This window comes from Pseudomonas piscis, assembly GCF_009380155.1.
GTDB lineage: Bacteria > Pseudomonadota > Gammaproteobacteria > Pseudomonadales > Pseudomonadaceae > Aquipseudomonas > Aquipseudomonas piscis.
The window spans coordinates 1,005,055-1,029,402 of sequence record NZ_WHUV01000001.1; the positions used below are offsets into that span (position 1 = coordinate 1,005,055).

Annotated in this window: 27 protein-coding genes and 2 tRNA genes; 16 read left to right on the plus strand and 13 right to left on the minus strand. The window is 61.8% G+C overall.

Annotated features, from left to right (window positions below):
* The first annotated feature begins 2 nt into the window (after positions 1-2).
* The 8 genes from GDH07_RS04720 to recX all read left to right on the plus strand — a co-directional run bounded on the left by GDH07_RS04720 (position 3) and on the right by recX (position 4,729).
* The gene (locus GDH07_RS04720; RefSeq protein WP_152896794.1) at positions 3-1,013 is read left to right on the plus strand and encodes a contractile injection system protein, VgrG/Pvc8 family; all 1,011 of its coding nucleotides are present in this window, start codon (positions 3-5) and stop codon (positions 1,011-1,013) included.
* A 56-nt stretch (positions 1,014-1,069) separates the two neighbouring features.
* A complete protein-coding gene (locus tag GDH07_RS04725) occupies positions 1,070-1,246 on the plus strand; it encodes a Com family DNA-binding transcriptional regulator (protein ID WP_083236101.1) in 177 nt (58 codons plus the stop codon).
* A gap of 17 nt (positions 1,247-1,263) precedes the next feature.
* Positions 1,264-1,626: a hypothetical protein gene (locus tag GDH07_RS04730; protein ID WP_176719837.1), complete on the plus strand. Its 363-nt coding sequence runs from the start codon at positions 1,264-1,266 to the stop codon at positions 1,624-1,626.
* 153 nt (positions 1,627-1,779) lie between these two features.
* Positions 1,780-1,962: a hypothetical protein gene (locus tag GDH07_RS04735; protein ID WP_022642646.1), complete on the plus strand. Its 183-nt coding sequence runs from the start codon at positions 1,780-1,782 to the stop codon at positions 1,960-1,962.
* A gap of 150 nt (positions 1,963-2,112) precedes the next feature.
* Positions 2,113-2,427: a hypothetical protein gene (locus tag GDH07_RS04740; RefSeq protein WP_152896796.1), complete on the plus strand. Its 315-nt coding sequence runs from the start codon at positions 2,113-2,115 to the stop codon at positions 2,425-2,427.
* A 189-nt stretch (positions 2,428-2,616) separates the two neighbouring features.
* A complete protein-coding gene (locus tag GDH07_RS04745) occupies positions 2,617-3,117 on the plus strand; it encodes a CinA family protein (RefSeq protein ID WP_053135608.1) in 501 nt (166 codons plus the stop codon).
* Positions 3,118-3,200: 83 nt separating this feature from the next.
* Complete coding sequence (recA, locus tag GDH07_RS04750) at positions 3,201-4,253, plus strand: recombinase RecA (protein ID WP_053135606.1); 1,053 nt, start codon at positions 3,201-3,203, stop codon at positions 4,251-4,253.
* A gap of 8 nt (positions 4,254-4,261) precedes the next feature.
* Positions 4,262-4,729: a recombination regulator RecX gene (gene recX / locus GDH07_RS04755; RefSeq protein WP_022642650.1), complete on the plus strand. Its 468-nt coding sequence runs from the start codon at positions 4,262-4,264 to the stop codon at positions 4,727-4,729.
* Between the two features lie 40 nt (positions 4,730-4,769).
* On the opposite strand, the gene GDH07_RS04760 is transcribed toward recX, so the two are convergent.
* A complete protein-coding gene (locus tag GDH07_RS04760) occupies positions 4,770-5,888 on the minus strand; it encodes an LOG family protein (protein WP_053135603.1) in 1,119 nt (372 codons plus the stop codon).
* 452 nt (positions 5,889-6,340) lie between these two features.
* On the opposite strand from GDH07_RS04760, the gene GDH07_RS04765 reads away from it, so the two are divergent.
* Positions 6,341-6,535, plus strand: a complete 195-nt coding sequence (locus GDH07_RS04765) for a hypothetical protein (RefSeq protein WP_152896797.1) — start codon at positions 6,341-6,343, stop codon at positions 6,533-6,535.
* On the opposite strand, the gene GDH07_RS04770 is transcribed toward GDH07_RS04765, so the two are convergent.
* Complete coding sequence (locus GDH07_RS04770; RefSeq protein ID WP_152896798.1) at positions 6,536-6,961, minus strand: quorum-sensing-regulated virulence factor family protein; 426 nt, start codon at positions 6,959-6,961, stop codon at positions 6,536-6,538. It lies immediately after the preceding gene.
* Positions 6,962-7,150: 189 nt separating this feature from the next.
* Between GDH07_RS04770 and GDH07_RS04775 the strand changes: the two genes are divergently transcribed.
* Positions 7,151-7,861 (plus strand): tRNA-uridine aminocarboxypropyltransferase, encoded by a 711-nt coding sequence (locus GDH07_RS04775; RefSeq protein WP_152896799.1) that lies wholly within the window; start codon positions 7,151-7,153, stop codon positions 7,859-7,861.
* On the opposite strand, the gene GDH07_RS04780 is transcribed toward GDH07_RS04775, so the two are convergent.
* The gene (locus GDH07_RS04780; RefSeq protein ID WP_152896800.1) at positions 7,845-8,753 is read right to left on the minus strand and encodes a DMT family transporter; all 909 of its coding nucleotides are present in this window, start codon (positions 8,751-8,753) and stop codon (positions 7,845-7,847) included. The two genes, GDH07_RS04775 and GDH07_RS04780, sit on opposite strands and share 17 nt — an antisense overlap.
* Before the next feature lie 233 nt (positions 8,754-8,986).
* On the opposite strand from GDH07_RS04780, the gene erdR reads away from it, so the two are divergent.
* Both erdR and GDH07_RS04790 read left to right on the plus strand, forming a co-directional pair.
* Positions 8,987-9,637 carry a response regulator transcription factor ErdR gene (gene erdR / locus GDH07_RS04785; protein WP_022642656.1) on the plus strand — a complete coding sequence of 217 codons (651 nt, stop codon included), beginning with the start codon at positions 8,987-8,989 and terminating at the stop codon, positions 9,635-9,637.
* A gap of 75 nt (positions 9,638-9,712) precedes the next feature.
* Complete coding sequence (locus GDH07_RS04790; protein WP_022642657.1) at positions 9,713-10,075, plus strand: diacylglycerol kinase; 363 nt, start codon at positions 9,713-9,715, stop codon at positions 10,073-10,075.
* Here the strand turns inward: GDH07_RS04790 and GDH07_RS04795 are convergent.
* Positions 10,072-10,998 (minus strand): LysR family transcriptional regulator, encoded by a 927-nt coding sequence (locus GDH07_RS04795; RefSeq protein ID WP_053135597.1) that lies wholly within the window; start codon positions 10,996-10,998, stop codon positions 10,072-10,074. The genes GDH07_RS04790 and GDH07_RS04795 overlap by 4 nt on opposite strands.
* Positions 10,999-11,117: 119 nt before the next feature.
* On the opposite strand from GDH07_RS04795, the gene fpr reads away from it, so the two are divergent.
* Entirely contained in the window at positions 11,118-11,897 is a 780-nt protein-coding gene (gene fpr, locus GDH07_RS04800) for a ferredoxin-NADP reductase (protein WP_003198368.1), read from the plus strand.
* A 69-nt stretch (positions 11,898-11,966) separates the two neighbouring features.
* Here fpr and tsaA read toward each other — a convergent pair whose 3' ends face one another.
* The 5 genes from tsaA to rimO form a co-directional block, all read right to left on the minus strand.
* Complete coding sequence (tsaA, locus tag GDH07_RS04805; protein WP_152896801.1) at positions 11,967-12,662, minus strand: tRNA (N6-threonylcarbamoyladenosine(37)-N6)-methyltransferase TrmO; 696 nt, start codon at positions 12,660-12,662, stop codon at positions 11,967-11,969.
* Positions 12,663-12,673: 11 nt separating this feature from the next.
* Positions 12,674-13,135, minus strand: coding sequence for a YehS family protein (locus GDH07_RS04810; RefSeq protein ID WP_022642661.1), 462 nt, complete (start codon positions 13,133-13,135; stop codon positions 12,674-12,676).
* Positions 13,136-13,188: 53 nt separating this feature from the next.
* The gene (locus GDH07_RS04815; RefSeq protein WP_022642662.1) at positions 13,189-13,899 is read right to left on the minus strand and encodes an rRNA pseudouridine synthase; all 711 of its coding nucleotides are present in this window, start codon (positions 13,897-13,899) and stop codon (positions 13,189-13,191) included.
* Positions 13,900-13,981: 82 nt separating this feature from the next.
* On the minus strand, positions 13,982-14,455 hold the full coding sequence (locus GDH07_RS04820) for a GNAT family N-acetyltransferase (RefSeq protein WP_152896802.1): 474 nt from the start codon (positions 14,453-14,455) through the stop codon (positions 13,982-13,984).
* A gap of 108 nt (positions 14,456-14,563) precedes the next feature.
* On the minus strand, positions 14,564-15,901 hold the full coding sequence (gene rimO / locus GDH07_RS04825; RefSeq protein WP_152896803.1) for a 30S ribosomal protein S12 methylthiotransferase RimO: 1,338 nt from the start codon (positions 15,899-15,901) through the stop codon (positions 14,564-14,566).
* Between the two features lie 357 nt (positions 15,902-16,258).
* On the opposite strand from rimO, the gene GDH07_RS04835 reads away from it, so the two are divergent.
* Together GDH07_RS04835 and GDH07_RS32235 are read left to right on the plus strand one after the other, a co-directional pair.
* Positions 16,259-18,100 carry a potassium transporter Kup gene (locus GDH07_RS04835; RefSeq protein ID WP_413210262.1) on the plus strand — a complete coding sequence of 614 codons (1,842 nt, stop codon included), beginning with the start codon at positions 16,259-16,261 and terminating at the stop codon, positions 18,098-18,100.
* Between the two features lie 167 nt (positions 18,101-18,267).
* A complete protein-coding gene (locus tag GDH07_RS32235) occupies positions 18,268-18,423 on the plus strand; it encodes a hypothetical protein (protein ID WP_157064370.1) in 156 nt (51 codons plus the stop codon).
* On the opposite strand, the gene GDH07_RS04840 is transcribed toward GDH07_RS32235, so the two are convergent.
* The 4 genes from GDH07_RS04840 to GDH07_RS04860 form a co-directional block, all read right to left on the minus strand.
* Positions 18,405-19,697: a virulence factor family protein gene (locus GDH07_RS04840; protein WP_053135581.1), complete on the minus strand. Its 1,293-nt coding sequence runs from the start codon at positions 19,695-19,697 to the stop codon at positions 18,405-18,407. The genes GDH07_RS32235 and GDH07_RS04840 overlap by 19 nt on opposite strands.
* The gene (mprF, locus tag GDH07_RS04845) at positions 19,697-22,339 is read right to left on the minus strand and encodes a bifunctional lysylphosphatidylglycerol flippase/synthetase MprF (RefSeq protein WP_152896806.1); all 2,643 of its coding nucleotides are present in this window, start codon (positions 22,337-22,339) and stop codon (positions 19,697-19,699) included. Before mprF ends, GDH07_RS04840 begins: the two co-directional genes overlap by 1 nt.
* 275 nt (positions 22,340-22,614) lie before the next feature.
* A tRNA-Met gene (locus GDH07_RS04855) sits at positions 22,615-22,691 on the minus strand.
* Between the two features lie 196 nt (positions 22,692-22,887).
* Positions 22,888-22,964, minus strand: a tRNA-Met gene (locus tag GDH07_RS04860).
* 291 nt (positions 22,965-23,255) lie between these two features.
* Here GDH07_RS04860 and dinB point away from each other — a divergent pair.
* Complete coding sequence (gene dinB, locus GDH07_RS04865) at positions 23,256-24,320, plus strand: DNA polymerase IV (protein WP_152896807.1); 1,065 nt, start codon at positions 23,256-23,258, stop codon at positions 24,318-24,320.
* Positions 24,321-24,348: the final 28 nt, after the last annotated feature.

Consider the following 24,348-nt stretch of genomic DNA (forward strand, 5'->3'; position numbering starts at 1 on the left):
ACATGACACTTGGATTTACACCCGTGGTGGAGATCTACGGCGCCAACTCGGAGCTGATCATGCAGCGCTTGCTGGATTGGCAGCATGTGGATGCCGCGGGCATCGAGTCCGACCAGCTCAAGCTGACCCTGGACATCGAGGGCCTGGAGGGCCTGCCGAGCCTGGGCGGGAAGATCGGCTTGCGGGTCGGCTATCGGGAAACCGGGTTGGTGGACAAGGGCTTGTTCGTGGTGAACCAGCGCACCCCGTTGCTGTTCCCCATGCGCTTGAAGCTGGTGGCCACTGCCGCGCCCTTTGGCGCGGCCGATGAGAGTGGTTTCCGCCAGCGTCGCAGTGCCAGTCATGGGCCAACAACCCTGGGCGCATTGTTTCGCCAACTGGTCAGCCGCCATGGTTTTTCGCCCCGGGTGGCTCCGGAGCTCGAAGGCAAGGTGATCGAGCACATCGACCAGTCCAACGAGACCGACATGGGCTTCCTGACGCGCCTGGCTCGGCGCTACGACGCGGTCACCAAGCCGATCAACGGGCTCTATGTGCTGGCCCGCAGCGGCCAGGTCAAGTCCCTCTCGGGCAAGCCGCTGGAAGATGTGACGCTGAGCGTGACCCGTGACAACCGACCGGGGGACCGGGCCTTCATCACCGCCTCACTCGATGAGGAAGCACGGATGAAGTACAGCGGTTGCATCACTGCCTGGTGGGATGGCGCCGCAGGCCAGGAGCGACGGGTGAGCCTGGGGATCAAGCCGTTCAAGACCTTGCGCCAGCGGTATCAGAGCGAGGCCGAGGCGCGGGCAGCGGCGGAAGGCGAGATACGCAAGCTGGAGCGGGCGGCGCGCAAGGTCAACATCGACTGCCCGGGCAATCCCGCCCTGGCGGCCGAAGGCTTGCTGCTGCTGGATTCAAGCTGGCCGGGGTTCATGCAGGGGCGCTGGTCGATCGACAAGGTGACGGCCAGCGGCAGCCACGAGCAGAGCTATCGCTGCCTGGTGCATGCCAGTTGCATTGGCGCCTAGGTGGCTCGTAGCTCGGACCTGGTGGACTGGGCGGTTGAAATCAAAGGAATTGCAAGATGCTCAAAGAGTGCAGATGCGGTAGTTGCAAACGACTGCTCGCCCGGGTGGGCGAGTTCACGGAGCTCCAGATCAAGTGTTCGCGTTGCGGCACCTTGAATCATGTGAAGGGCTTGAACCTCGGGCGATCGCCATCGAGCGACATGGCTGCGCAATCCAGCGCGCCAGATCATTGAACTCAATAGGTGAAACTGTGGAAGCTGCAAAAATCGGTAAACACTTTCGTGCGCTGTACCCCAATGGGAGCGTGGTGCAATTGGTCGCCCCCTCGGAGAACACCGACGGCCTGTGCATTCGCTACGCCAACGCCGCCGCCGGCAACGGCTATGTGAACCTCTATGCCTCGCCCAAGGCACCTTCGAGCCCGGGCGATATCGACACTCGCATTGTCTTTTGCAGCAACAACCCGGGGCGTGCCGGCGAGCAATCCCAGGTGTTCTTGCCCTATCCGCTGCTGATTCCCGCAGGACACGGTATCTGGGCCAGTAGCGGCAGCTTCCAGGCTGGCGCGGCTCCCACTGGTGGCCTGGGGCTGTCGTGGGATTTGCTGGGCTGACGCCAGGGGCGGGACGGCCTTCGACCTGCCCGGGCATTGTTTTGCATCATCAACGACCGGCAGGGCGGTGATCTGCCGCACGGCTGGCCGGGTGCAAAAACTTCCCGGACAAGGGTGTCCGGGGAGACATTCAAATCGCAAGGAGAAACAAACATGGCTGAGAAATACATTTCGGTTACCGCGGTGAACGGCCAGGCGGCGCTGGTCTCCGTAGGCAGCGTTTCCAAGGTGATCGACCAGGGCAACTACCGGGTGATCTACCAGGGCTCGGACACCAACAACTACCAGGTCACCAATACCCTGGCTTCGTTGAAAGTGGCGCTGAACGCAGTGTAGGTACTGTGGCGAGCCTGAGAAGGTGAGCGCTGTTCGCTCCGGATCCGATGTCTTCGAGGCCAGACACCGGATGCTGTGAAGGCCTGGAGCCTCGAGCGATCCATGTGGCATTCGCCGCTTTTTCATCAAACAACTTCAGGAACATGACCTATGGAACCCATTCGAGTCGGCACTAAATTCATCAATCACAAAGGTTATGGCGATTCTCTGCATACTTTTATCGAACCTGCCCAGAATGTTTCTGGTGCAGTCATCCGGACCTGTTCTGTCAATGGTGGAACGCTTTATTGCAGTAGCGTCAAGCCAACGGGTTATTCATTGAATGCGACGCCCGCGTTCTTCTCCAACCCTCTTGGCGCCCACACCTTGCCCTATGAAGTGCTCATTCCTGCAGGCCAGGGAGTGTGGTGGGCTCCGGTCAATTCAAACTCCAGCGCCATGCTGACCTACGATCTTCTCCCGTGAATGTCTTGATCCGGCAGGGCTAGTCCAGCGAGCAGCTCCTTTGATAGTCCAAGTGTAGTGTCGTGCCGGTTGACCCGACGTGCGAGCTCTTTGCCGGGCCGGGCTCGCTGCTCCTGGGACGGCGTGTCACTTGCAAGCCATGGGGCCTGGTGTAGGTTAGGCACATGCCCGCCTCATCAGGAGATCAACGTGAAAGAAATCACCCAGCTTGCCGCGGAACTTGGCCGTCGCCTGCAGGTTCTCAATGCCCACGTCAGTACGGCGGAGTCTTGTACGGGCGGCGGGATCGCCGAGGCCATCACCCGGGTGCCGGGCAGTTCGGCCTGGTTCGAGGCCGGCTACGTGACCTATTCCAATCGCCAGAAAACCGAGCAATTGGGAGTGCCCACGGGGCTTTTCGAGTCAGTGGGGGCGGTCAGCCGCGAAGTGGTGGAGGCCATGGTCCGTGGCGCCCAGGCTCGCAGCCATGCGCGTTTCGCCGTGGCGGTCAGTGGCATCGCCGGACCGGATGGCGGTTCGCCGCAAAAGCCGGTGGGCACCGTATGGCTGGCCTGGGGCGTGGGCGAGCGGCTGGTGACCGAGTGCCGGCACTTCCCCGGCAACCGCGATGAGGTCCGCCGACAAACGGTGAAGGCCGCCCTAGAGGGGCTGCTGCAACATGCGGCGGCAGAAATCGCAAATCAGGGGTAGGCGATCTGCGAACGCTGTGGAATAATACTGGCTACTTATACAGGTGTTGGCCGTCAGGCCTTATTGATTACGTGAGGACTTTAATGGACGACAACAAGAAGAAAGCCTTGGCTGCGGCCCTGGGTCAGATCGAACGTCAATTCGGCAAGGGTGCCGTAATGCGTATGGGCGATCATGACCGCCAGGCGATCCCGGCTATTTCCACTGGCTCTCTGGGTCTGGACATCGCTCTGGGCATTGGCGGCCTGCCAAAAGGCCGTATCGTTGAAATCTACGGTCCTGAGTCGTCCGGTAAGACTACCCTGACCCTGTCGGTCATCGCTCAGGCACAGAAAGCCGGCGCTACCTGCGCGTTCGTCGATGCCGAGCATGCCCTGGACCCAGAGTACGCTGGCAAGCTGGGTGTCAATGTCGACGACCTGCTGGTTTCCCAGCCGGATACCGGCGAGCAGGCCCTGGAAATCACCGACATGCTGGTGCGTTCCAACGCAGTTGACGTGATCATCGTCGACTCCGTGGCAGCCCTGGTACCCAAGGCCGAGATCGAAGGCGAGATGGGCGACATGCACGTGGGCCTGCAAGCCCGCCTGATGTCCCAGGCGCTGCGCAAGATCACCGGTAACATCAAGAACGCTAACTGCCTGGTTATCTTCATCAACCAGATCCGTATGAAGATCGGCGTGATGTTCGGTAGCCCGGAAACCACCACCGGTGGTAACGCCCTGAAGTTCTACGCTTCCGTTCGTCTCGACATCCGCCGTACCGGCGCGGTGAAGGAAGGCGACGAGGTGGTGGGCAGCGAGACTCGGGTCAAGATCGTCAAGAACAAGGTAGCTCCACCTTTCCGTCAGGCCGAGTTCCAGATCCTCTACGGCAAGGGCATCTACCTCAACGGCGAGATCATCGACCTGGGTGTGCTACATGGCTTCCTGGAGAAATCCGGAGCCTGGTACAGCTACCAGGGCAACAAGATCGGCCAGGGCAAGGCCAATTCGGCCAAGTTCCTGCAGGATAACCCTGAGATCGGTAATGCCCTCGAGAAGCAGATCCGCGACAAGCTGTTGAGCGGTTCTCCAGATACCAAGTCTGCTCCGGTCAAAGAAACCGAAGACGATATGGCTGACGCTGACTTCTGATTGAGCCGATGATCGCCGTACTCGATACCCTCGTCGCGGTGCGGCGAGCTGCAATGGACCTGCTCGCGCGACGCGAGCATGGTCGAGTCGAGCTGACGCGCAAGTTGCGTCAGCGCGGCGCCTCTCCTGAAATGATCGACACCGCCCTCGACCGCTTGACGGAAGAGGGTTTGTTGTCCGAATCCCGCTATCTCGAAAGCTTCATTTCCTACCGTGCCCGTTCGGGCTACGGGCCTATGCGCATCCGTGAAGAGCTTGGCCAGCGTGGTTTGCAACGCAGTGATATCGAACTTGCCTTGCGTGAGTGCGGAATCGACTGGCAAGAGCAACTACGGGATGTCTGGCAGCGCAAGTTCGCCGGGCAGCTACCAGCCGATGCTCGGGAGCGTGCCCGGCAAGGGCGTTTCCTGGCATACCGTGGATACCCCATGGAAATGATCAATCGCGTGTTTAGCCGTCGCGGCCTGGATGATTGAGACGCTGCCCGCCGCATGAAGCGGCGGGCGATGCTGTTGCTCAGTTGGCCTTGCTGGTTTCCCTTTCTCGTGGTGCGGCCCTGGCTTGTTGCCTGGACCAGTTTTCCGGCAGGTTGATGAAGTCGATTAGCTCGCGCAGGCGGCCATTGTCTCGGGCATTGAAAGCGAACGACAGCCGCGCCAGATGGCTGAATTGCACGTCGTCCTGCTCTTCGGTGCTGTAGGCATGCTGGTGGAACTGGCCGCTCAGGCACAGGTCGGCGAATTCCTCGTGCATCCTCTGCAACGCCTGCTCATTGAGGTTGTGGTTCATGCGGATGACGAATTGCTGCTTGAGCCAGCGACTGGAGTGGAAGTTGGCATAGAACTGCTGGATTTCCTGCACCGCTTCTTCGGTGCTGTGCACCAGGCGCATCAACTTCATGTCGCTGGGCAGGATATAGCGATTGGCTTCCAGTTGGTTATGGATGAAATCCAGGGCACCTTGCCAGAACTGCCCACCGGGAGTGTCCAGCAACACCACGGGTACCAGCGGGCTCTTGCCGGTTTGGATCAGGGTCAGCACTTCGAGTGCTTCATCGAGGGTGCCGAAGCCGCCGGGGCATAGGACCAGGGCGTCGGCTTCCTTGACGAAGAACAGCTTGCGAGTGAAGAAGAAGTGGAACGACAGCAAGTTTTCGGTACCGCCAACGGTTGGGTTGGCGTGTTGTTCGAAGGGCAGGGTGATGTTGAAGCCCAGGCTGTGCTCCAGTCCGGCGCCATCGTGGGCCGCGGCCATGATGCCGCCGCCGGCTCCGGTAATGACCATCAGGTCCGAGCGAGCCAGGGCTGCCCCCAGTTCCCTGGCCATGGCATATAGCGGATGCTCGCTGGGAGTGCGGGCCGAGCCGAACACCGTTACCTTGCGCCGGCCCTTGAATTGCTCGAGCACCCTGAAGGCATGCTCCAGTTCCCGCAGGGCCTGCAAGGTGATCTTGGCGTTCCAGCGGTTGAGGTCCTCCTCGGCCATGCGCAGGACGGTAAGGACCATATCGCGATAAAGAGGGATGTTCGGACTGTTGGGGGCGATCAGGGTAAGTTGTTCTTCGACCTGGCTTGTGAGATCGATGCCATTGCTTTGAAAGTGGCGGGCCAGCAGGTCGTTCGTTTGGTAGGGCATTCAGCTTCTCCTTCTGCGCAGAACCTGATGCACGCCCGGCATGTACCAGCGCGCCACGACACTGCCTGTGTCGCTGCCTGCCTGGCTTGGCGGCCTGGGCAGTTCTTCGATCCGGTCACGACTGGCGATTGTGGGGCGTGGCCGGCTCGTCCTCAGAGGTCCTGCTTTCCTTTATTTGAGAAAAAACTCGCACTGCAAGACGCGGTTGGCGGCCTCCTGAACCGCCGTGGGCAATCATCGGGAATCTCTGGACATGGCTCGATCATGTGCCCATGAAGTCTTGGCTGGCAACCGCTTCTTGCTGATTTTTCAGCTGTGCGCGCCGCTTATCAGGAGGGGCGGCAGCACTTGCAAGCTCTGATTTACTAAGTGGTAGCGCATGACCTGGAAGCGAGTCCAGGACGAGGTTTGCGTGGTTTCGTCGGCATCGGCCAGGGGCATGGAGGCAATGGATGACCACGGTCACGCTGGATATTGATCAGCAACTCTACCAGCAGTTACAGGAAGCCGCGGTGGCCCATGGATTGAGCCTGGAGGAGGAGTGTCGCCGCCGTTTGGCGGGAGAGGAACGACCTTCGCCTTACTTACAGGCTCTGGTAGCGGAGTTGCGCGCTGACGATCAACAGCGGCGCGCAACCCACGATTGATCATTTCTTCTTTGAGGCGCCTTGCGCTGGGCAGTCCGATTCCTGGAAGCGCGCGGAGGCCACAGGGCGGTTGGTCCGGTTTTCGGTGAACTCGTAGCGCATGACCGCTCCCTTGGCCATCAGCTTGCGATAGTTGGGGTTGCGGCAGACGCTGGCCCCCAGTTGCAGATAGACGGCCTTGGGGTTGGCGCGCATTTGTGCAGCGTGGGCAGCCTGGACGCTCAAGTGGTTGATCAGTTCCTTGCCGTCAACGGTGTAACCCTGGTCGAGGATGTTCTCGTTGATTTCCCGGGGAGTGCCGATGTTGCTCTCCTCTGCGACCTTCTCCAGCATCTTGCTCAGTTCGAATTCTTGCAGCGACGCCGCCTGGGCACCCAGGGGCAGGGCCAGCAGAAGGGCGACGGTAGGAATGGTAAAGCGCAACATGAAACTCTCCTGGTGCAGTGACTGATGCTTCGACCAGTCACTCGACTGTGCGTTCAGTGGCGTCGGATTATAGGTGCAGAGTCGGGAAGGCGGTACAGGTTTGCATGGAGAGCTCTGATAAACTTGCGCGACTTTTCCCCTTCGAGTCATTTTCGTGTCGATTCCCCCCTCTTGCCGGTGTGGCCAGTGATGAGCCATGCGGTTTCCCGTCTACGCGACCAGCGTATGGCTCGCGTGCTCAAGCCTTTTGTCGCCCGTGGTTCCCGGGCTGAACGCTGCCCGCGTTGCCGGGTGATCCCCAGCCATTGCCTGTGTGCCTGGCGCCCCAAGGTCACGGCCGACTCGGCCATGTGCCTGGTGATGCACGATGTCGAGCCGCTCAAGCCGAGCAATACCGGCTGGCTGATCGCCGACGTGGTTGCCGATACTTCGGCGTTTCACTGGTCGCGCACCGAGGTGGATCCACAGTTGCTGGCGCTGCTGGCCGATCCGCAATGGCAGCCGTATATCGTGTTTCCGGGGGAGTTCGTGGCACCGGAGCGGGTGGTTACCGAGGTCCGGCGCCAGGAGGGCAAGCGTCCGCTGTTCATCCTGCTGGATGCCACCTGGAGCGAAGCTCGCAAGATGTTCCGCAAGAGCCCGTACCTGGAGCATCTGCCGGTGCTGAGTCTTTCGTCCGAGCGGCTTTCACGTTACAAGCTGCGCCGCTCCAAGCGTGACGATCACTTTTGTACGGCGGAGGTGGCGGCGTTATGCCTGGAGCTGGCCGGGGACGACCAGGTCAGCCAGGTACTGGATGCCTACCTCGATGTGTTCAGCACCCATTACCTGTCGGCGAAATTCCAGAAGGCGATCGATCCGGATGACGAAGTCCATGCCCGGCTCAAGCCTTTTGTCTAGCTCCGGCGTTTAGTCGTGGGGCCTGGGGCCAGAGTTGTGCCACCAGCATTCCCGTAAGCATCAGGGCGCAGCCGATGTAGCCGCGCATTTGCAGTGATTCATCCAGCAGCCAGGCTCCGGCAATGGCTGCGAACACCGCTTCCAGGGACAGGATGATCGCCGCATGGGAAGCGATGGCGTCTTTCTGGGCGATCACCTGCAGGGTGTAGCCGATGCCGACGGCAACCACGCCGCCATAAAGAATGGCCGGCCCGGCGTCGACTATGGCAGGCCAGTCGATGGGTTCCAGGCACAAGGCAAGGGCCAGGCTCACCACCGAGCAGGTGGCGAATTGCAGGAAGGCCAGGCGAATCGGATCGTGACGGCTGGCAAAGAGGCCCACCAGGATTACATGGCCGCCCCAGACGAAGGCGCCGATCAGTTGCAGCCAGTCGCCCGGCGCGACATGGAAATTGGCGCCGACACTCAACAGGAACATGCCCACCACGGCCAGTACCGCGCCAAGCCAGGTACCCAGCCCGGTTCGGTGGCCGATCAGCAAGCCCAGCAGCGGCACTACAATGACATACAGGCCGGTGATGAATCCGGCATTGGTGACGCTGGTGAACATCAACCCGACTTGTTGCAGGTTGATCCCCAGGGCGAGCGCCAGGCCCATGAGCACGCCCCCCAGCAGCAGGCCTTGGGTGAGCATGGGTTCGGACGGCCGGTCACCGGCCGGGCGGCGCAGCACCAGTGGTAGCAGGCACAGCGATCCAAGGGCGAAACGCAGGCCGGAATAAAGGAAGGGGCCGATATGGTTCATTCCGGAGGTTTGTGCGACGAAGGCCGAGCCCCAGATCACTGCGGTGACCAGCATCAGGGCGTCGGCACGCAAGGCTTGGCTGCGCATGATGGCTCTCTTATTAGTTAGCTGGCCAAGATGCCGCAAAGCTTCGAACTTGACCACCCCGGCTTCGCTGGGCATGCTTGGCGCCGGTTAGGGCGCCAGCGCTGTTTGAACCGCCGTTTTACTCAGGCTTTTCGCGGCGTTCGTGCTCTTTGGGTGCCGCATTCTGGCGAGCCCCGTGCTTTGGTGAGGATTGAATGCATCAGTCCTGCCATGAAAACAGGATCATCTGAAAAATGGCCACATACGAAATCCTGATTGCCGATGACCACCCGCTTTTTCGCAGTGCGCTGCACCAGGCCGTTACCTTGGGCCTGGGTTCCGACGTGCGCCTGGTTGAAGTGGCGAGCATCGCCGAACTGGAAACCCGCCTTACCGAGAAAGCCGACTGGGACCTGGTCCTCCTGGACCTGAACATGCCCGGCGCCTACGGCTTTTCCGGGCTGGTGCTGTTGCGCGGCCAGTATCCACAGATTCCCGTGGTAATGGTTTCGGCTCAGGAAGAAGCATCCGTGATGGTGCGCTCCCGCGAGTTCGGGGCCAGCGGTTTCATTCCCAAGTCCAGTTCCCTGGAAGTCATCCAGCAGGCCGTGCGCAGTGTGCTCGACGGTGATGTCTGGTGGCCGCCGCAGGCCTTCGAGCAGGTCAGCGTCTCGGACGAGGCCAAGGCCGCCAGCGAGGGCCTGGCAAGCTTGACGCCGCAGCAGTTCCGGGTACTGACCATGGTGTGCGAAGGGTTGCTGAACAAGCAGATCGCTTATGAGCTGAACGTGTCGGAGGCGACGATCAAGGCCCACGTGACCGCGATCTTCCGCAAATTGGGTGTTCGTACCCGGACCCAGGCGGCGTTGCTCTTGCAACAACTTGAGTCAATTTCCGGCCATTGATCGGCTTTTCGTTCACGCTTTTTTGACTTTGGTTGAACTAGCTTCCCCACACCTTTTCTTGCAGTTGCCCAGCTTATGTCGCCTTTCAAAGGTCAAACCGGTCTCAAACGCATCCTCAACGCCACTGGCTATTCCTTCGATGGCCTGCGCGCGGCCTTCACCGGTGAAGCGGCTTTCCGCCAATTGGTGCTGCTCAATGTGATCCTCGTGCCCCTGAGCTTCCTGCTCGATGTCAGCCGGGTCGAACGTGCATTGTTGATCGCCGTCTGCCTGTTGGCGCTGATCGTCGAGTTGCTCAACTCGGCGGTGGAGGCGGCCATCGACCGGATCTCCCTGGATCGCCACCCGTTGTCGAAGAACGCCAAGGACATGGGCAGCGCGGCGCAGTTCATCGCCCTGAGCATGATCACCATCGTCTGGGCGGTGATCCTGATCTAGGGAATGCTCGGTAGCACTATCTCGTCGCTGCGCCGTACACCGGAAGTGAAGGCGCGACAAAGCTCGAGGAACTCGCGCATCGCCGAAGTCTGGTACTTCTGCTTGTGCCAGATGAAATAGAACTGCCGGGCCAGGTCCAGGCCCGGTGTTTCCACCGGTACCAGGCTGCCGCGGCGAAATGCGTCGCGCAGGGCCAGCCTGGAGATGCAGCCAATGCCCAATCCCGATTCCACGGCGCGCTTGATGGCCTCCGTATGCTCCAGCTCCAGGCGAATGTTCAGGGCGCTGCGGTGATGACGCATGGCCTGGTCGAAGGTCAGCCGCGTGCCCGAGCCTTGTTCCCGCAGGATCCAGGCTTCGCGGGTCAGGTCCTCCATGGTGGCGTGGCCACGCTTGGCCAGCGGGTGCTGGGGGGCGCAGAACACCACCAGTTCGTCCTCGACCCAGCTTTGCACTTCTATATCCGGATGGTTGCAGTCGCCTTCGATTAGACCCAGATCAATTTCGTAGTGGGCGACCTGTTGCACGATATGCGCAGTGTTCTGCACATGGAGCTTGACCTGGCTTTCAGGGTGCACCTGCATGAAGCTGCCGATCAGCAAGGTCGCCAGGTAATTGCCGATGGTCAGGGTCGCGCCCACCGACAGCGAGCCGAAACCGGACTTGCCATTGAGCAGGTCTTCGATTTCCTTGGCCTGGTCCAGCAGTGCCACGGCTTGAGGCAGCAGTTGCTTACCCAGGGCGTTGAGGCTCAGGCGTTTGCCGGCCCGATCGAACAGCTGGCAACTGGACTGGCGCTCGAGTTCGGTGATCGAGGTGCTCGCTGCCGATTGCGACAGGGCCAGGAGCCCAGCGGCCCGGGAGACGCTCTCTTGCTGGGCGACGGCGACGAAAACCTGGAGTTGACGGAGAGTGAATCGCATATCGATATAACCGATAACCCTTATCTTAATAATCCAGTTAACAGATATTGTCGCTGCCATTAGAATGCTGTGCAATTGCGCTCATGGTCAGCGCAGGCAATTTCTAGGAGTCCCCGTACATGAGCAACATGAACCACGAGCGTGTCCTCAGTGTTCATCACTGGAACGACACTCTGTTCAGCTTCAAGTGCACCCGCGATCCGGGCCTGCGCTTCGAGAACGGTCAGTTCGTGATGATCGGCCTGCAACAGCCCAACGGCCGTCCGCTTATGCGTGCTTACTCCATTGCCAGCCCGAACTGGGAAGAGCATCTCGAATTCTTCAGCATCAAGGTTCCTGACGGTCCGCTGACCTCCCAGCTGCAGCACCTGAAGGAAGGCGATGAGATCATCATCAGCAAGAAACCAACTGGTACCCTGGTTCTGGATGACCTGAAGCCTGGCAAGCACCTCTATCTGCTCAGCACCGGCACTGGCCTGGCGCCGTTCATGAGCGTGATCCAGGATCCTGAAACCTACGAGCGGTTCGAGAAAGTGATCCTGTGCCACGGCGTTCGCTACGTCAATGAAGTCGCCTATCGCGAGTTCATCACCGAGCACCTGCCGCAGAACGAGTTCTTCGGCGAGGCCCTGCGCGAGAAGCTGATCTACTACCCCACCGTGACTCGCGAGCCATTCGAGAACGAAGGCCGCCTGACCGACCTGATGCGCAGCGGCAAGCTGTTCCGCGACATCGGCCTGCCGCCGATCAACCCGCAGGACGATCGCGCCATGCTGTGCGGCAGCCCGAGCATGCTGGACGAGACCAGTGAAGTGCTCAACAGCTTCGGCCTGACCGTCTCGCCGCGCATGCGCGAGCCGGGTGACTACCTGATCGAGCGCGCCTTCGTCGAGAAGTAAGCGCCTCGCATCGAGCAAAAAGCCCGCGTTGCCTGTGAAGGCAACGCGGGCTTTTTTGTTTGTGCAGGATCAGTTGGCTGGCACCACTGCCAATATCCGGATCAGTCCGGGCTCGGGGTAATGCCAGCGCACGTCCAGGTCCCAGAACTGGGCACCGTACTCGCGCTCCGGACTGGGCACCTGATAGGCCGGACGAGGGTCCTGGGCCAGGCACTGCTCGATCAGTTCCAGCAATGGCTCCTGCAGGCGCAAGGCGTGCAGCTGCGCCTGTTCCAGGGCCTGGGGTTGCCATTGCACCGGAATGAGCACCGGCGCGGTGCTGGCGATTTCATTGCGGGCCCCGGCGATGCTGTCGGCATAGGGCACGTAGGGCTTGATGTCGAGGATCGGCGTGCCATCCAGCAGGTCGATGCCGGAGATCCACAGGCGATTCGCCTCGACCCGGTCCAGCTTGACCACCGACTGGCCTATGCCGTTGGGCCTGTGGGTGGCCCGGGTGGCGAAGACGCCCATGGACTTGTTGCCCCCCAGGCGTGGTGGGCGCACCTTGAGTCGTGGCTTGTCCTCCAGGGCCTGGTGGAACATGAACAGCAGCCAGACATGGCTGACCTGCTCCAGCCCCTGGACCGCGTCGCCCTGGTCGAAGGGCGGCACCAGCTCCAGCACACCGCGGGCGGCTGGTGCCAATTGCGGCTGGCGCGGGATGGCGAACTTCTCCTTGAAACAGGAGCGCACGAAGCCGATGGGGGAGACGCTGTAGGCCATGGTCGCCAGGCTTAGCCGCGCACGCGCAGGGTCAGGCCCTTGAGGAAGTTGCGCAGCAGCTGGTCACCGCAAGGCCGGTAGTTGTTGTGCCCGGACTTGCGGAACAAGGCGCTCAACTCTGGCTTGGACACCGGGAAGTTGGCCGCCTTGAGCACGGCATGCATGTCGTCTTCCTTCAATTCGAAGGCTACGCGCAATTTCTTCAGGATGATGTTGTTGGTCACCGGCAGTTCGATCGGCAGCGGCGGGCGGCTGTCATCCTTGCCGCGCTTGAAGATCACCAGGCCATCGAGGAAGTACGCCATGGTCTGGTCCGGGCAGCGCACGAAGCCTTCTTCCTCGTCCTTCTTCAGGTAGCTGACGATTTCTTCCAGGCTGGCGCTGAAACCGGTGAGCTTGATGATATCGACCATCTTCTGGTCGCTGATGTCGAGCATGTAGCGCACGCTGCGCAGTACATCGTTGTGGATCATGTTGAGGTCCTGGTCTGTGCACCTGTCCTGAACGAGGACAGGGGCTGGGGAATTCAGAATTTCTCTTTGGCCGACAGGTAGCGCCATTGGCCCAGCGGCACCTTGCCGATCGATACGCCGCCGATGCGGATTCGGCGAATGGCGATGACCTGCAGGCCGACAGCCTGGCAGAACAGCGCGATCATCCCGGGTTGTGGATTCTTCAAGGCGAAGCGCAGGCGGTTCTCGCTCTGCCAGCTGGCTTTCACCGGCGGCAGCTCGCGCCCCTTGTAGGTCACGCCGTGGTTCAGGCGGTTGAAGCCGTGCTCGATCATCTGCCCGGAAACCTCGACCAGGTATTCCTGTTCGATCTTGGAGGCATCGGCACTGAGCTTGCGCTGAACCCGCCAGTCCTGGGTGAACACCAACAGGCCGCTGGCGCCGGGTTGCAGGTCGTCGCTGGCATTGAGGCGGGCAAAATGCCCGCGCAGGGGGCGTTTGCCGAAGCGATGCTCATCCGACAGGCTGGCAGCACTGATCGACAGCCGGGCGCTTTCCACGTCCTGGCCGGCGGGCACGTTGAGCAGGATGGTCACAGGCTCCGGAGCGGTGGCCTTGGCCTCGGGGTCGAGGACCACCTTCTGGGCGCCGACCTTGAACTGTGGCTCGTCGATGACTTCGCCATCCACGGTGACCCAGCCGCCTTCGATGAACAGCTCGGCTTCCCGGCGGGAGCAGCCGACCAGTTCGATGAGGCGTTTGGAGAGACGAATCGGGTCGGTCATGACAGGGGCCGTTGTAAAAGAGGGCAGCTATTGTACCTGCCTGGCGCCGGTTAATCGCGGGTCCATTTACCGGGCGTGGCCATTAGCCGCTTCGCGCCTGCGCCTGTGGTTGCTTCAGGCGCATGTGCAGCAGAGGGTAGGGCTGGCCCATGCCATCCTGTTCCGAGCGACCGACGATCTCGAACCCTTGCTTGAAGTAGAACCCCAGGGCCTGGGGGTTCTGTTCGTTGACGTCCAGCTGGATGGCATTCAGGTGTTCCACGGCGTAGTGCAGCAACTGCCGACCCAGGCCCTGGCCGCGGTGGTCCGGATGGATGAACAGCATCTCTACCTTGCCCGCCGCGACCCCGGCGAAACCACTGATGCGCTGGCGCTGGTCGCGGGTACAGATCAGCATCACCGCATCCAGGTAGCGGGTCAGCACCAGGTTCCTCAGCAGTTCGATATAGCTATCCGGGAGAAAATCGTGGGTGGCGCGTACCGAGGCTTCCCAGACCTGGGTCAGTTCCGGGTAGTCGCTGAATTTCGGGGTATGGATGACTGGATGTTGGCGCATGCCGCCTGCTCCTTGGGCTTGGGTTGAAGCACATTCCAGAGCAAACGATAGACCTAAAAAAGCCCCGCATCTCGTTGCGAGAGCGGGGCTTGGCAGTTTTTTTACGCCTTACAGGATCTGGGCCCAGAGATCGTACTCGTCGGCGTCGGTCACCCGGCAGCGGACCTTGTCGCCCGGCTTCAGGTGGCTGGCATTGTCGATGAAGACGTTGCCGTCGATCTCCGGGGCATCGAAGAAGCAGCGGCCCACGGCGCCTTGCTCGTCGACTTCGTCGATCAGTACTTCGATTTCCTTGCCGACGCGCTGTTGCAGGCGTGCCGAGCTGATTTCCTGCTGGTGCGCCATGAAGCGCTCCCAACGATCCTGCTTGACGTCATCCGGCACCACTTCCAGGTCCAGGTCGTTGGCCGGAGCGCCTTCGACCGGGGAATACTGGAAGCAGCCGACGCGGTCCAGCTGGGCTTCGGTGAGCCAGTCCAGCAGGTACTGGAAGTCTTCCTCGGTTTCGCCGGGGAAGCCGACGATGAAGGTGGAGCGGATGATCAGCTCGGGGCAGATTTCGCGCCAGTTCTTGATCCGGGCCAGGGTCTTGTCTTCGAAGGCCGGGCGCTTCATGGCCTTGAGCACTTTCGGGCTGGCGTGCTGGAACGGGATGTCCAGGTACGGCAGGATCTTGCCGGCGGCCATCAGCGGGATCAGCTCGTCGACGTGTGGATACGGGTAGACGTAGTGCAGGCGGACCCAGACGCCCAGGGTGCTCAGGGCTTCGCAGAGTTCGGTCATGCGGGTCTTGACCGGCGCGCCATTCCAGAAGCCGGTGCGGTACTTGACGTCGACGCCATAGGCGCTGGTGTCCTGGGAGATTACCAGCAGTTCCTTGACCCCGGACTTGACCAGGCGCTGGGCTTCGTCGAGCACGTCGCCCACCGGGCGGCTGACCAGCTTGCCGCGCATCGACGGGATGATGCAGAAGCTGCAGCTGTGGTTGCAGCCTTCGGAAATCTTCAGGTAGGCGTAGTGCCGTGGGGTCAGCTTGACGCCCTGTGGTGGCACCAGGTCGATCAGCGGATTGTGGTCCTGCTTCGGTGGCACCACTTCGTGCACCGCGCTGACTACTTGCTCGTACTGCTGTGGGCCGGTCACCGCCAGCACGCTGGGGTGCACATCGCGGATGTTGCCTTCTTCCACGCCCATGCAGCCGGTCACGATGACCTTGCCGTTTTCCTTGATGGCTTCGCCGATCACTTCCAGGGATTCGGCCTTGGCCGAGTCGATGAAGCCACAGGTATTGACCACCACGACATCGGCGTCCTGGTAGGTGGACACCACGTCATAGCCTTCCATGCGCAGTTGGGTGAGGATGCGCTCGGAGTCGACCAGAGCCTTGGGGCAACCCAGGGAAACGAAGCCGACCTTGGGGTTGGCTGGCGCGGTAGGGGTGGACATGTCTAACCTCGGTATAGGTGTCTGGCCGCTCGGCGATCTGGATGGATGCGCTGGCGGTGAACGGGCGCTTTGGGCGCCTCTGATCAAAAAGTGCGCAATTCTAGCGATGAGCAGCGCACTTGACCAGCTTTATGCAGGGAAATACGACGAGTGCTGCGCTATGCTTCGCGCCGTTGCGCACAGGCGAATTCTTGTAGTCAATCAAACGTCTGTAACAACAAGTAAAGCCGCACATGCTGCAATACCAAAGCATAGCGTTTCATTCTAAGAAGCCGGGTCTGGAATCAGGAGTATTGGATGGGTCAGGCAAGTAGTCAGGCGGCGGGCGCCGAGCATTCGGTCGCGCGGCCTTTGAGCATGCTGGTCGCGGCGGTAGGGGTGGTTTATGGCGACATCGGTACCAGCCCGCTCTATACCCTCAAAGAAGTCTTTTCCGGCAGTTATGGCGTCCAGGTCAACCATGATGGGGTGTTCGGCATCCTGGCGCTGATCTTCTGGTCGCTGGTCTGGGTCGTCTCGATCAAGTACGTATTGTTCATCCTGCGTGCCGACAACCAGGGTGAGGGCGGGATCATGGCCCTGACCGCCCTGGCCCGGCGCGCATCGGCCTCCTACCCGCGCTTGCGCTCGGTGCTGGTGATCCTTGGCCTGATCGGCGCCTCGCTGTTCTATGGCGACAGCATGATCACCCCGGCGATCTCGGTACTTTCGGCGGTCGAAGGCCTGGAGCTGGCGTTCAGTGGCCTGGAGCACTGGGTGGTACCGCTGGCGCTGGTAGTGCTGGTGGCGCTGTTCCTGATCCAGAAGCACGGCACCGATCGCATCGGCAAGCTGTTCGGCCCAGTGATGGTGGCCTGGTTCCTGGTCCTCGGAGGCTTGGGCATCCACGGCATCGCCCAGCATCCTGAAGTGCTGCAGGCGTTGAACCCGGTGTGGGCCGTGCGTTTCTTCATCTCCCATCCGGGCATGGGCGTGGCGATCCTGGGGGCCGTGGTACTGGCCCTGACCGGTGCCGAGGCGCTGTATGCCGACATGGGCCACTTTGGGCGCAAGCCCATCGCCCGGGCCTGGTTCGCCCTGGTGTTGCCGGCCCTGGTGCTGAACTACTTCGGTCAGGGTGCGTTGTTGCTGGAGAACCCCGAGGCGGCACGCAACCCGTTCTACCTGCTGGCACCGAGCTGGGCCCTGATCCCGCTGGTGGGGCTGGCGACCCTGGCCACGGTGATCGCTTCCCAGGCGGTGATTTCCGGCGCCTTTTCCCTGACCCGCCAGGCCATCCAGCTGGGGTATATCCCGCGGATGTACATCCAGCACACCTCTAGCGCCGAGCAAGGGCAGATCTACATCGGTGCGGTGAACTGGTCGCTGATGGTCGGGGTGATCCTGCTGGTGCTGGGCTTCGAGTCTTCCGGGGCCCTGGCGTCGGCCTATGGCGTGGCGGTGACCGGTACCATGCTGATCACCAGCATCCTGGTGTCGGCGGTGATGTTGCTGCTGTGGAAATGGTCGCCGGTGCTGATCATGCCGATCCTGCTGGGCTTCCTGCTGGTAGACGGGCTGTTCTTCGCCGCCAACGTACCGAAGATCGTCCAGGGCGGTGCCTTCCCGGTGTTGGCGGGGATCGTGCTGTTCGTCCTGATGACCACCTGGAAACGCGGCAAGGAGCTGCTGGTGGATCGCCTGGACGAAGGGGGGCTGCCGTTGCCGATCTTCATCGGCAGCATCCGCGTGCAGCCACCGCATCGGGTACAGGGCACCGCAGTGTTCCTCACTGCTCGCCCGGATGCCGTGCCCCACGCCTTGTTGCATAACCTGTTGCACAACCAGGTGCTGCATGAGCAAGTGGTGTTGCTGACGGTGGTCTACGAGGACATTCCACGGGTGCCGGCTCAGCGTCGGTTCGAGGTGGACTCCTACGGCGAAGGCTTCTTCCGGGTGATCCTGCACTTTGGTTTCACCGACGAGCCGGACGTGCCCGAGGCCCTGAAGCTGTGTCACCTGGACGAGCTGGACTTCAGCCCGATGCGTACCACCTACTTCCTCAGCCGCGAGACAGTGATCGCCTCCAAGCTGGTGGGCATGGCCCGCTGGCGCGAAGTGCTGTTCGCCTTCATGTTGAAGAACGCCAACGGCAACCTGCGCTTCTTCAAGCTGCCGGTGAACCGGGTGATCGAGCTGGGAACCCAGGTCGAGATCTGAGGCCGCCCAAACAAAAAGCTCCCGCCTGGTGGTTCAAGGAAATGGTAGGAGCGAGGCCTGCCCGCGATGGACTTCAGAGCGCTGCGTTTGCCCAGTAGACGCACGCTACGACCATCGCGAGCAATCGAGCGTCGACCGGCCGCTCCTACAGGGATCACTTCGCTTGAGTGAACAGCAAGACCGCCGCAGGGGTTTTTTGTGCCTGCCTGGATGCCGGGATTGTGTTGCGCCAGGCGAAAAAAAGCCCTCGCTGGGAGGGCTTCTATTTCTCGGGTGTCAGCGTGGCCGATGACCCTGGTACCGTTCAGTTGCTGGCGTTTTGATTGGCCTGGCGCTTCTCGATGATCTCCACCAGACGCTTGGCCAGGGCCGGGTAGTTCTCGTCGAAGTGATGGCCGCCTGGCAGTTTCATCGCTTCGCCAACGGCGGTCTTGTCGGTGCAACCGCTCTCGTTGACTTCTTCCACGCCGTAGATGCAGACCACCTTGGGCGCTGGCAGCTTGGCCATTTCCGGCCCGGTGGCGGCTTCCTTGCCGGCGTTGCCCAGCCAGCCCTCGACTTCGATCTCGAAGCTGCCGGTGCGGGCGAAGGCCAGCAGGATAATGGCGTCGACCCGCTGCTGCTCGGCTTCCGGCAGGCGGTTGTAGATGGCCGGCAGGACGTCGGCGCCGAAGGAGTAGCCGGTCAGGACGAAACGCTTGGTGCCCCACTTCTGCCGATAGTGCTGCATCAGTTCGGTGAGGTCGGTGGCGCTTTGCTCCGGGGTCTTGTGCTGCCAGTAGTAGCGCAGGGTGTCGATACCCACCACCGGATAACCGAGCTTGGCCATTTCCCCGGCCACGTCGCGGTCCAGGTCGCGCCAGCCGCCATCGCCCGAGAGGAACAGGGTCACGGTGTCCTTGGCCTGGCCGGCCGGGACTTCCACCACAGGAATGTTCAGGCCGCCGTTGTCCGAACCCACCAGCAGCTTGCGCAGTTCGTTGTTCAGCACCTGGGGCAGGTGGACGTCGTAGTCGCTGATGCTGGTAGTGGCATTGGGGGTGTCGCGTACGAAGCCGGCGCTTTCGTCATCCGGGTTGTCGTTCCAGGCCACCAGCCAATGGCCATGGCTCATGGTCTTGGGTAGCGGGTCGGTGCAACCCGGCGCCGGGTCGATGGTGAAGCCCACCGATACGGCCTGGGCCTTGTCGTCGTTTTGCGCGGCGATCCAGCGCCAGGCCAGGGCGGCACCCGGGCCGATGCCGCTGACCAGGGTCGCGGGCCCGGCCAACTGTGGCAGGGCGTTTTGCAGGGCCTGTTCCTGCAGCTTGCAGTCGTCCTTGGGCAGGATCACCTGGACGATCTGCGCTGCGCCGCCGCGGCTCAGGGCCAGCAGTTGCTTGTCGCTCAGGGTCGAATCCGGCAGTACGGCGACCAGTACGCGGGCCTTGGCCTTGGTGCCGGGGGTTACACGGGTCAGGGTCGAGCCATCGGCCTGGGGCAATTGCTCCAGGGTCGGTTCGGGCGCGGGGCGATTCCACCACCAATAGCCACCACCTGCGATCAGTGCCAGAACCACCAGGGTGGCCAGCAGATACCGCCAAGTACGTCGAATCATCAGCGTTTCACCAATCCAGTCAGGCCGCCCGCGATCAGGGCGGCGGTGTCGGCCAGTGCTACCAGCGGGTCCAGCCCTGCCGGCACGGCCATGTAACGGGGTTCCCAGTCAGGCTGGAACTTGTCTTTGAAGCGGCGCAGGCCCTGGAAGTTGTAGAGCTGCTCGCCGCGGCGGAACACCATCGAGCCCAGGCGTTGGGTCAGCGGTGCTCCACGGCGCGGTTGCAGGCCGGAAAGGGGCACCATCCCCAGGCTGAAGCGGGCATATCCATGATTTTTATAATGCTGGATCAGGCCGACCATCATGAACTCCATGGTCAGCTTCGGAGCATCCGGGTGCGCGCGCATCAGGTCGAGGCTGGCCAGGTCGTGGCTGTAGGTCTCGAGCAGGTTGGCGAAGGCCACCGGGCGTCCTTCAAAACGAATGATCGCGATGCGGAAGTACTTGAGGTAGTCGTCGCTGAAGCGACCCAGGGAGAAACCCTTCTCCCGGACGTTCTTGCCGGTCAGCCAGGCGTCGGAGATCACCTTCAGTTCGTCCATCGGCGCTTGCCCGGGCTCGTGGATCTCCAGCGACAGGCCGTCGCGGGTACCACGGTTCCAGGTGTAGCGCAGGTCCTTCATCTCCTTGCCCTTGGCTTCCAGGTCGAAGCGCTTGAGATCGACCCGGGCCTCTTCGCCGAGCTTGATCGCGGTCAGGCCGATGTCCATGTAGTAGGGCAGGTTCTCCGCCCGTACCTGGTAGAACACCGGGCGCGCGTGGTGCACATCGCACAGGTCACGGAACTGCCAGATCATCTCGGCACGTTGCTGGGTCGGGCCGATGGGGTCATACAGCGCCACCAGGCTGCGACCGCGACGGGCATACATCAGGAATGCATCGTCGTTGGGGTGGAACAGCAGCGCCTTGTCGCCGGTCAGCGCCAGGCCGCCGTCGGGCTGGGAGGAGGCCATGAGGATCTTCGCCGCCTTGTCCAGTTCTTCGCCGGTGGGCAGGTGGATCACCGGGCGCGCGGTGCGCAGCAGCCAGGTCAGGGATACCACCAGCAACAGGACCGCGGCGCCCAGCAGCGAGCGCAGGCCCCGTGGGGCATCGGCGTCGAGGGTGAACTGCCACCACAATTGGTGGCTGTAGGGCACATCCTGGTAGGCGAACAGCAGCAGCCAGATCGACGCCCCGAGCACGCAGACGCTGGCCACCAGGTACAGCGGCGAGAACGGCAATTCGGTGAGGCGGCTAGGACGATAGAACGAGCGACGGAAGACGGCCAGCAGGCTGGCGGTCAAGGTCATCAGGCAGGCTTCCTCCCAGTCGAAACCCTTGAGCAGGGACAGCACGGCGCCCACCAGCAGCAGGATGGTGGTGAGCATCCAGGCCGCCGACAGGCGCCGGCGCAGGCCCTGGGCCAGCAGCAGGCAGAGCACGCCGATCAGGCTGGCGCCGAAGTGCGAAGCGTCCACCAGGCGATGGGGAATCAGGAAGCCGATGTGCTGCAGGCGGGTATCGATTTCCGGGGTGGCGCCGGAGAACAGCAGCACCACGCCGGAGAGGAACACCAGCACCGCGAGGACCGGAGCCGCCAGGCCCGATGCCGCGCGCAGCGTTTGGCGAGTCTGGAACAGGCGCTGGGCTTCGTTGATCAGCAGCAGCACGCAGGCCACCAGCATCGGCAGCACGACGTAGATCAGTCGATACAGCAGCAGTGCCGCCGCCAGTGGCGCGGCTCCCAGCTTGTCGGCGAAGGCCGCCAGCAGGATCGCCTCGAACACCCCGACGCCGCCTGGTACATGGCTGAGCACCCCGGCGGCCAGGGCCAGCAGGTAGACCAGCAGGAATGCGCCGAATGGCGGAGCCTCGGGCAGTAGCAGGTACAGCACGGTGGCGGCCGCGGCCACGTCCAGGGCGGTGATGATCAGTTGCAGGAGTGTCAGGCGGCGTCCGGGCAGGCGCAGGGTACGACGACCGATCCGCACCAGCAGGTTGTCGCGCAGGGGCTGTTCCGGCAGGCGGCGGCGATAAAGCCCCATGGCCAGCACCGCGCCGAGCAGCAGTACGGCGATGGCGATGCCGGCCAGCAGGCCCTCGGGCAGGCGCAGTGCCGTCGAGGCGGCGGGCAGGTTGCTCAGGGTCGCCAGGGCGGCCAGGGGCGGCAGGGCACAGCCCAGGGACAGGCTGGCGAACAGGGTCATGTGGGCGACGTCGGCAGCGCCCAGCCCGTGCCGTGCATAAAGCCGGTAGCGCACCGAGCCCCCGGAGAGCAGCGACAGGCCGATGGCGTTGCCGATGGCGAAAGCGGTGAATCCGCCCAGGGCCAGGGTGCGCCCGGAAAGATCGACCCCGGCATAACGGCTGGCAGACCACTCATAGCCCAGCAGGATGATGAAGCCGACGATGGTCGCGCCCAGTGCGCCGAGCAGGGCCGGCTTGGGTACTTCCAGGATCGAGTCGTGCAGGGCGTAGAAATCCAGCTCGCTGAGCAGGTGGCGGCAGGCGACCAGGGCAATGGCGAACAGCAGCAAGGTCACCACCAGGCCGAGCGGCTGGCGGTATTTGCTCAGCAGTTCCAGCCAGCGCAAACGAGTGACTGTGATGGGTTGTGTAGCGGTATCGGTGTCTTGTGAATCAGACGTGTTGGCGCGCATCAATCACCTCGTGGATTGTGCGCGACAGGATGGGGGTATCCGGCCAAGTTACCAATCCCTGTGGAAAAATAATTTCAAATATTAACGCGTCTCGGCGTGGCCCGACGACCCGGCGTGGGTGGCGCAAGGACAGGCTTGAGACAGAGCATAGCTTGCATATTGAAGAGTCGAAGCATCGCCAAAGGTTCGCAATACTTTGCCAGGTCTTTGTTGCGAAAGGATTTTTTCTACAGGTACAAAAAAGGCCACTCTTTCGAGCAGCCTTTTTTGATATTTGGTTGCGGGAGCCGGATTTGAACCGACGACCTTCGGGTTATGAGCCCGACGAGCTACCAGACTGCTCCATCCCGCGTCTGTGGGGCGGCATTCTACAGGTGAACGACCGAGTGTCAACCGTTAATGTCCATCAGGGTCAAATAAGCGTCGATTTTTCTACTTCGATGCTTAACCCATGGTCACTCAAGGAGTTTTTCCGAAGTACCCGGGGGAGGACAAAAATCGACGCGCACAAAAAAGGCCACTTCAAAGAAGTGGCCTTTTTCTATATCTGGTTGCGGGAGCCGGATTTGAACCGACGACCTTCGGGTTATGAGCCCGACGAGCTACCAGGCTGCTCCATCCCGCGTCTGATGTGGCGGAATTCTACAGGGAGTTGAGAGGCTGTCAATCATTAATTTTAAAAAATTGCTTTCGGCTCAACCGGTTAGCCGCTTGAGACAGGCTTTGAAAACCGCTTGGAGGTAGATGGCACGGGGCTTTCAGCTCTATTGCCGAGGGACTATCCATTGAGCGGATAAATCCTCGGGTGGCTCTCGTGCACCCGCAGGATGATGCAAGGTACTGGTGCTATATACAGGTGTCGTTAGATACTGGGCGCCTGTCCATTCCGGCGGTCTTCCATGATCCCTGCCTTCCCATGATGCAGCGCAAAATCATCCATATCGATTGCGACTGTTTCTACGCTGCCATCGAAATGCGCGACGATCCGCAATTGGCCCGCAAGCCCCTGGCCGTTGGTGGCTCCGCCGAGCGGCGAGGGGTGATCGCTACTTGCAACTACGAGGCCCGTGCCTACGGGGTGCGTTCTGCGATGTCGTCCCGGCATGCGCTGGCGCTGTGCCCGGACCTGGTCATCGTCAAGCCGCGCATGGATGCCTACCGCGAGGCATCCAGGGAGATCCACACGATCTTTCGCGACTACACCGACCTGATCGAGCCGCTATCGCTGGACGAGGCCTACCTGGATGTCTCCGACAGCCCGAACTTCTCCGGCAGCGCCACGCGTATTGCCCAGGACATCCGCCGGCGCGTTTCCAACCAGTTGCACATCACGGTGTCGGCCGGCGTTGCGCCGAACAAGTTCCTGGCCAAGATCGCCAGTGACTGGAAGAAGCCCAACGGGCTATTCGTGATCACTCCGGGCCAGGTCGAGGATTTCGTCTCCGAGCTGCCAGTGAGCAAGCTGCATGGAGTGGGCAAGGTCACCGCGGACAAACTCAGCCGGCTGGGTATAACCAGCTGCCTGCAGTTGCGCGACTGGAGCAAGTTGGCGCTGGTGCGTGAGTTCGGTAGTTTCGGCGAGCGCCTATGGAGCCTGGCGCGAGGGATCGATGAGCGGCCAGTACAGAATGACAGCCGGCGGCAATCCATCAGCGTGGAGAACACCTACGATACCGATCTGCCGGACCTGGACAGCTGCCTGCAGAAGTTGCCGGAGCTGATGGAAACCCTGGCCGGACGCATGGCGCGCATCGACAGCAGCTACCGACCGGGCAAGCCGTTCGTCAAGGTGAAGTTCCATGACTTTACCCAGACCACCCTGGAACAGGCAGGGGCCGGGCGTGACCTTGAGAGTTATCGGCAGTTGTTGAGCCAGGCCTTCAAGCGTGGCGGCAAGCCGGTGCGACTGCTGGGCATAGGCGTACGCCTGCACGACCTGCGTGGTGGTCACGAACAGTTGGAGTTGTTCAGGGAGTCATAGGGGAGGAGGGCGAGCCAGGCACCAGGAG

Excerpts from the sequence above, each read along its gene's own strand:
- rimO (WP_152896803.1), bottom strand. The coding sequence starts at position 15,901 with ATGTCCACCCCTACCGCGCCAGCCAACCCCAAGGTCGGCTTCGTTTCC.
- recA (WP_053135606.1), top strand. The coding sequence starts at position 3,201 with ATGGACGACAACAAGAAGAAAGCCTTGGCTGCGGCCCTGGGTCAGATC.
- GDH07_RS04815 (WP_022642662.1), bottom strand. The coding sequence starts at position 13,899 with ATGACCGACCCGATTCGTCTCTCCAAACGCCTCATCGAACTGGTCGGC.
- recX (WP_022642650.1), top strand. The coding sequence starts at position 4,262 with ATGATCGCCGTACTCGATACCCTCGTCGCGGTGCGGCGAGCTGCAATG.
- GDH07_RS04775 (WP_152896799.1), top strand. The coding sequence starts at position 7,151 with ATGAGCCATGCGGTTTCCCGTCTACGCGACCAGCGTATGGCTCGCGTG.
- GDH07_RS04820 (WP_152896802.1), bottom strand. The coding sequence starts at position 14,455 with ATGCGCCAACATCCAGTCATCCATACCCCGAAATTCAGCGACTACCCG.
- dinB (WP_152896807.1), top strand. The coding sequence starts at position 23,256 with ATGATGCAGCGCAAAATCATCCATATCGATTGCGACTGTTTCTACGCT.
- GDH07_RS04735 (WP_022642646.1), top strand. The coding sequence starts at position 1,780 with ATGGCTGAGAAATACATTTCGGTTACCGCGGTGAACGGCCAGGCGGCG.
- erdR (WP_022642656.1), top strand. The coding sequence starts at position 8,987 with ATGGCCACATACGAAATCCTGATTGCCGATGACCACCCGCTTTTTCGC.
- GDH07_RS04780 (WP_152896800.1), bottom strand. The coding sequence starts at position 8,753 with ATGCGCAGCCAAGCCTTGCGTGCCGACGCCCTGATGCTGGTCACCGCA.
- GDH07_RS04810 (WP_022642661.1), bottom strand. The coding sequence starts at position 13,135 with ATGATCCACAACGATGTACTGCGCAGCGTGCGCTACATGCTCGACATC.
- GDH07_RS04720 (WP_152896794.1), top strand. The coding sequence starts at position 3 with ATGACACTTGGATTTACACCCGTGGTGGAGATCTACGGCGCCAACTCG.
- mprF (WP_152896806.1), bottom strand. The coding sequence starts at position 22,339 with ATGCGCGCCAACACGTCTGATTCACAAGACACCGATACCGCTACACAA.
- fpr (WP_003198368.1), top strand. The coding sequence starts at position 11,118 with ATGAGCAACATGAACCACGAGCGTGTCCTCAGTGTTCATCACTGGAAC.
- GDH07_RS04760 (WP_053135603.1), bottom strand. The coding sequence starts at position 5,888 with ATGCCCTACCAAACGAACGACCTGCTGGCCCGCCACTTTCAAAGCAAT.
- tsaA (WP_152896801.1), bottom strand. The coding sequence starts at position 12,662 with ATGGCCTACAGCGTCTCCCCCATCGGCTTCGTGCGCTCCTGTTTCAAG.
- GDH07_RS04835 (WP_413210262.1), top strand. The coding sequence starts at position 16,259 with ATGCTGGTCGCGGCGGTAGGGGTGGTTTATGGCGACATCGGTACCAGC.
- GDH07_RS04840 (WP_053135581.1), bottom strand. The coding sequence starts at position 19,697 with ATGATTCGACGTACTTGGCGGTATCTGCTGGCCACCCTGGTGGTTCTG.
- GDH07_RS04765 (WP_152896797.1), top strand. The coding sequence starts at position 6,341 with ATGACCACGGTCACGCTGGATATTGATCAGCAACTCTACCAGCAGTTA.
- GDH07_RS04725 (WP_083236101.1), top strand. The coding sequence starts at position 1,070 with ATGCTCAAAGAGTGCAGATGCGGTAGTTGCAAACGACTGCTCGCCCGG.
- GDH07_RS04790 (WP_022642657.1), top strand. The coding sequence starts at position 9,713 with ATGTCGCCTTTCAAAGGTCAAACCGGTCTCAAACGCATCCTCAACGCC.
- GDH07_RS04795 (WP_053135597.1), bottom strand. The coding sequence starts at position 10,998 with ATGCGATTCACTCTCCGTCAACTCCAGGTTTTCGTCGCCGTCGCCCAG.
- GDH07_RS04770 (WP_152896798.1), bottom strand. The coding sequence starts at position 6,961 with ATGTTGCGCTTTACCATTCCTACCGTCGCCCTTCTGCTGGCCCTGCCC.
- GDH07_RS04740 (WP_152896796.1), top strand. The coding sequence starts at position 2,113 with ATGGAACCCATTCGAGTCGGCACTAAATTCATCAATCACAAAGGTTAT.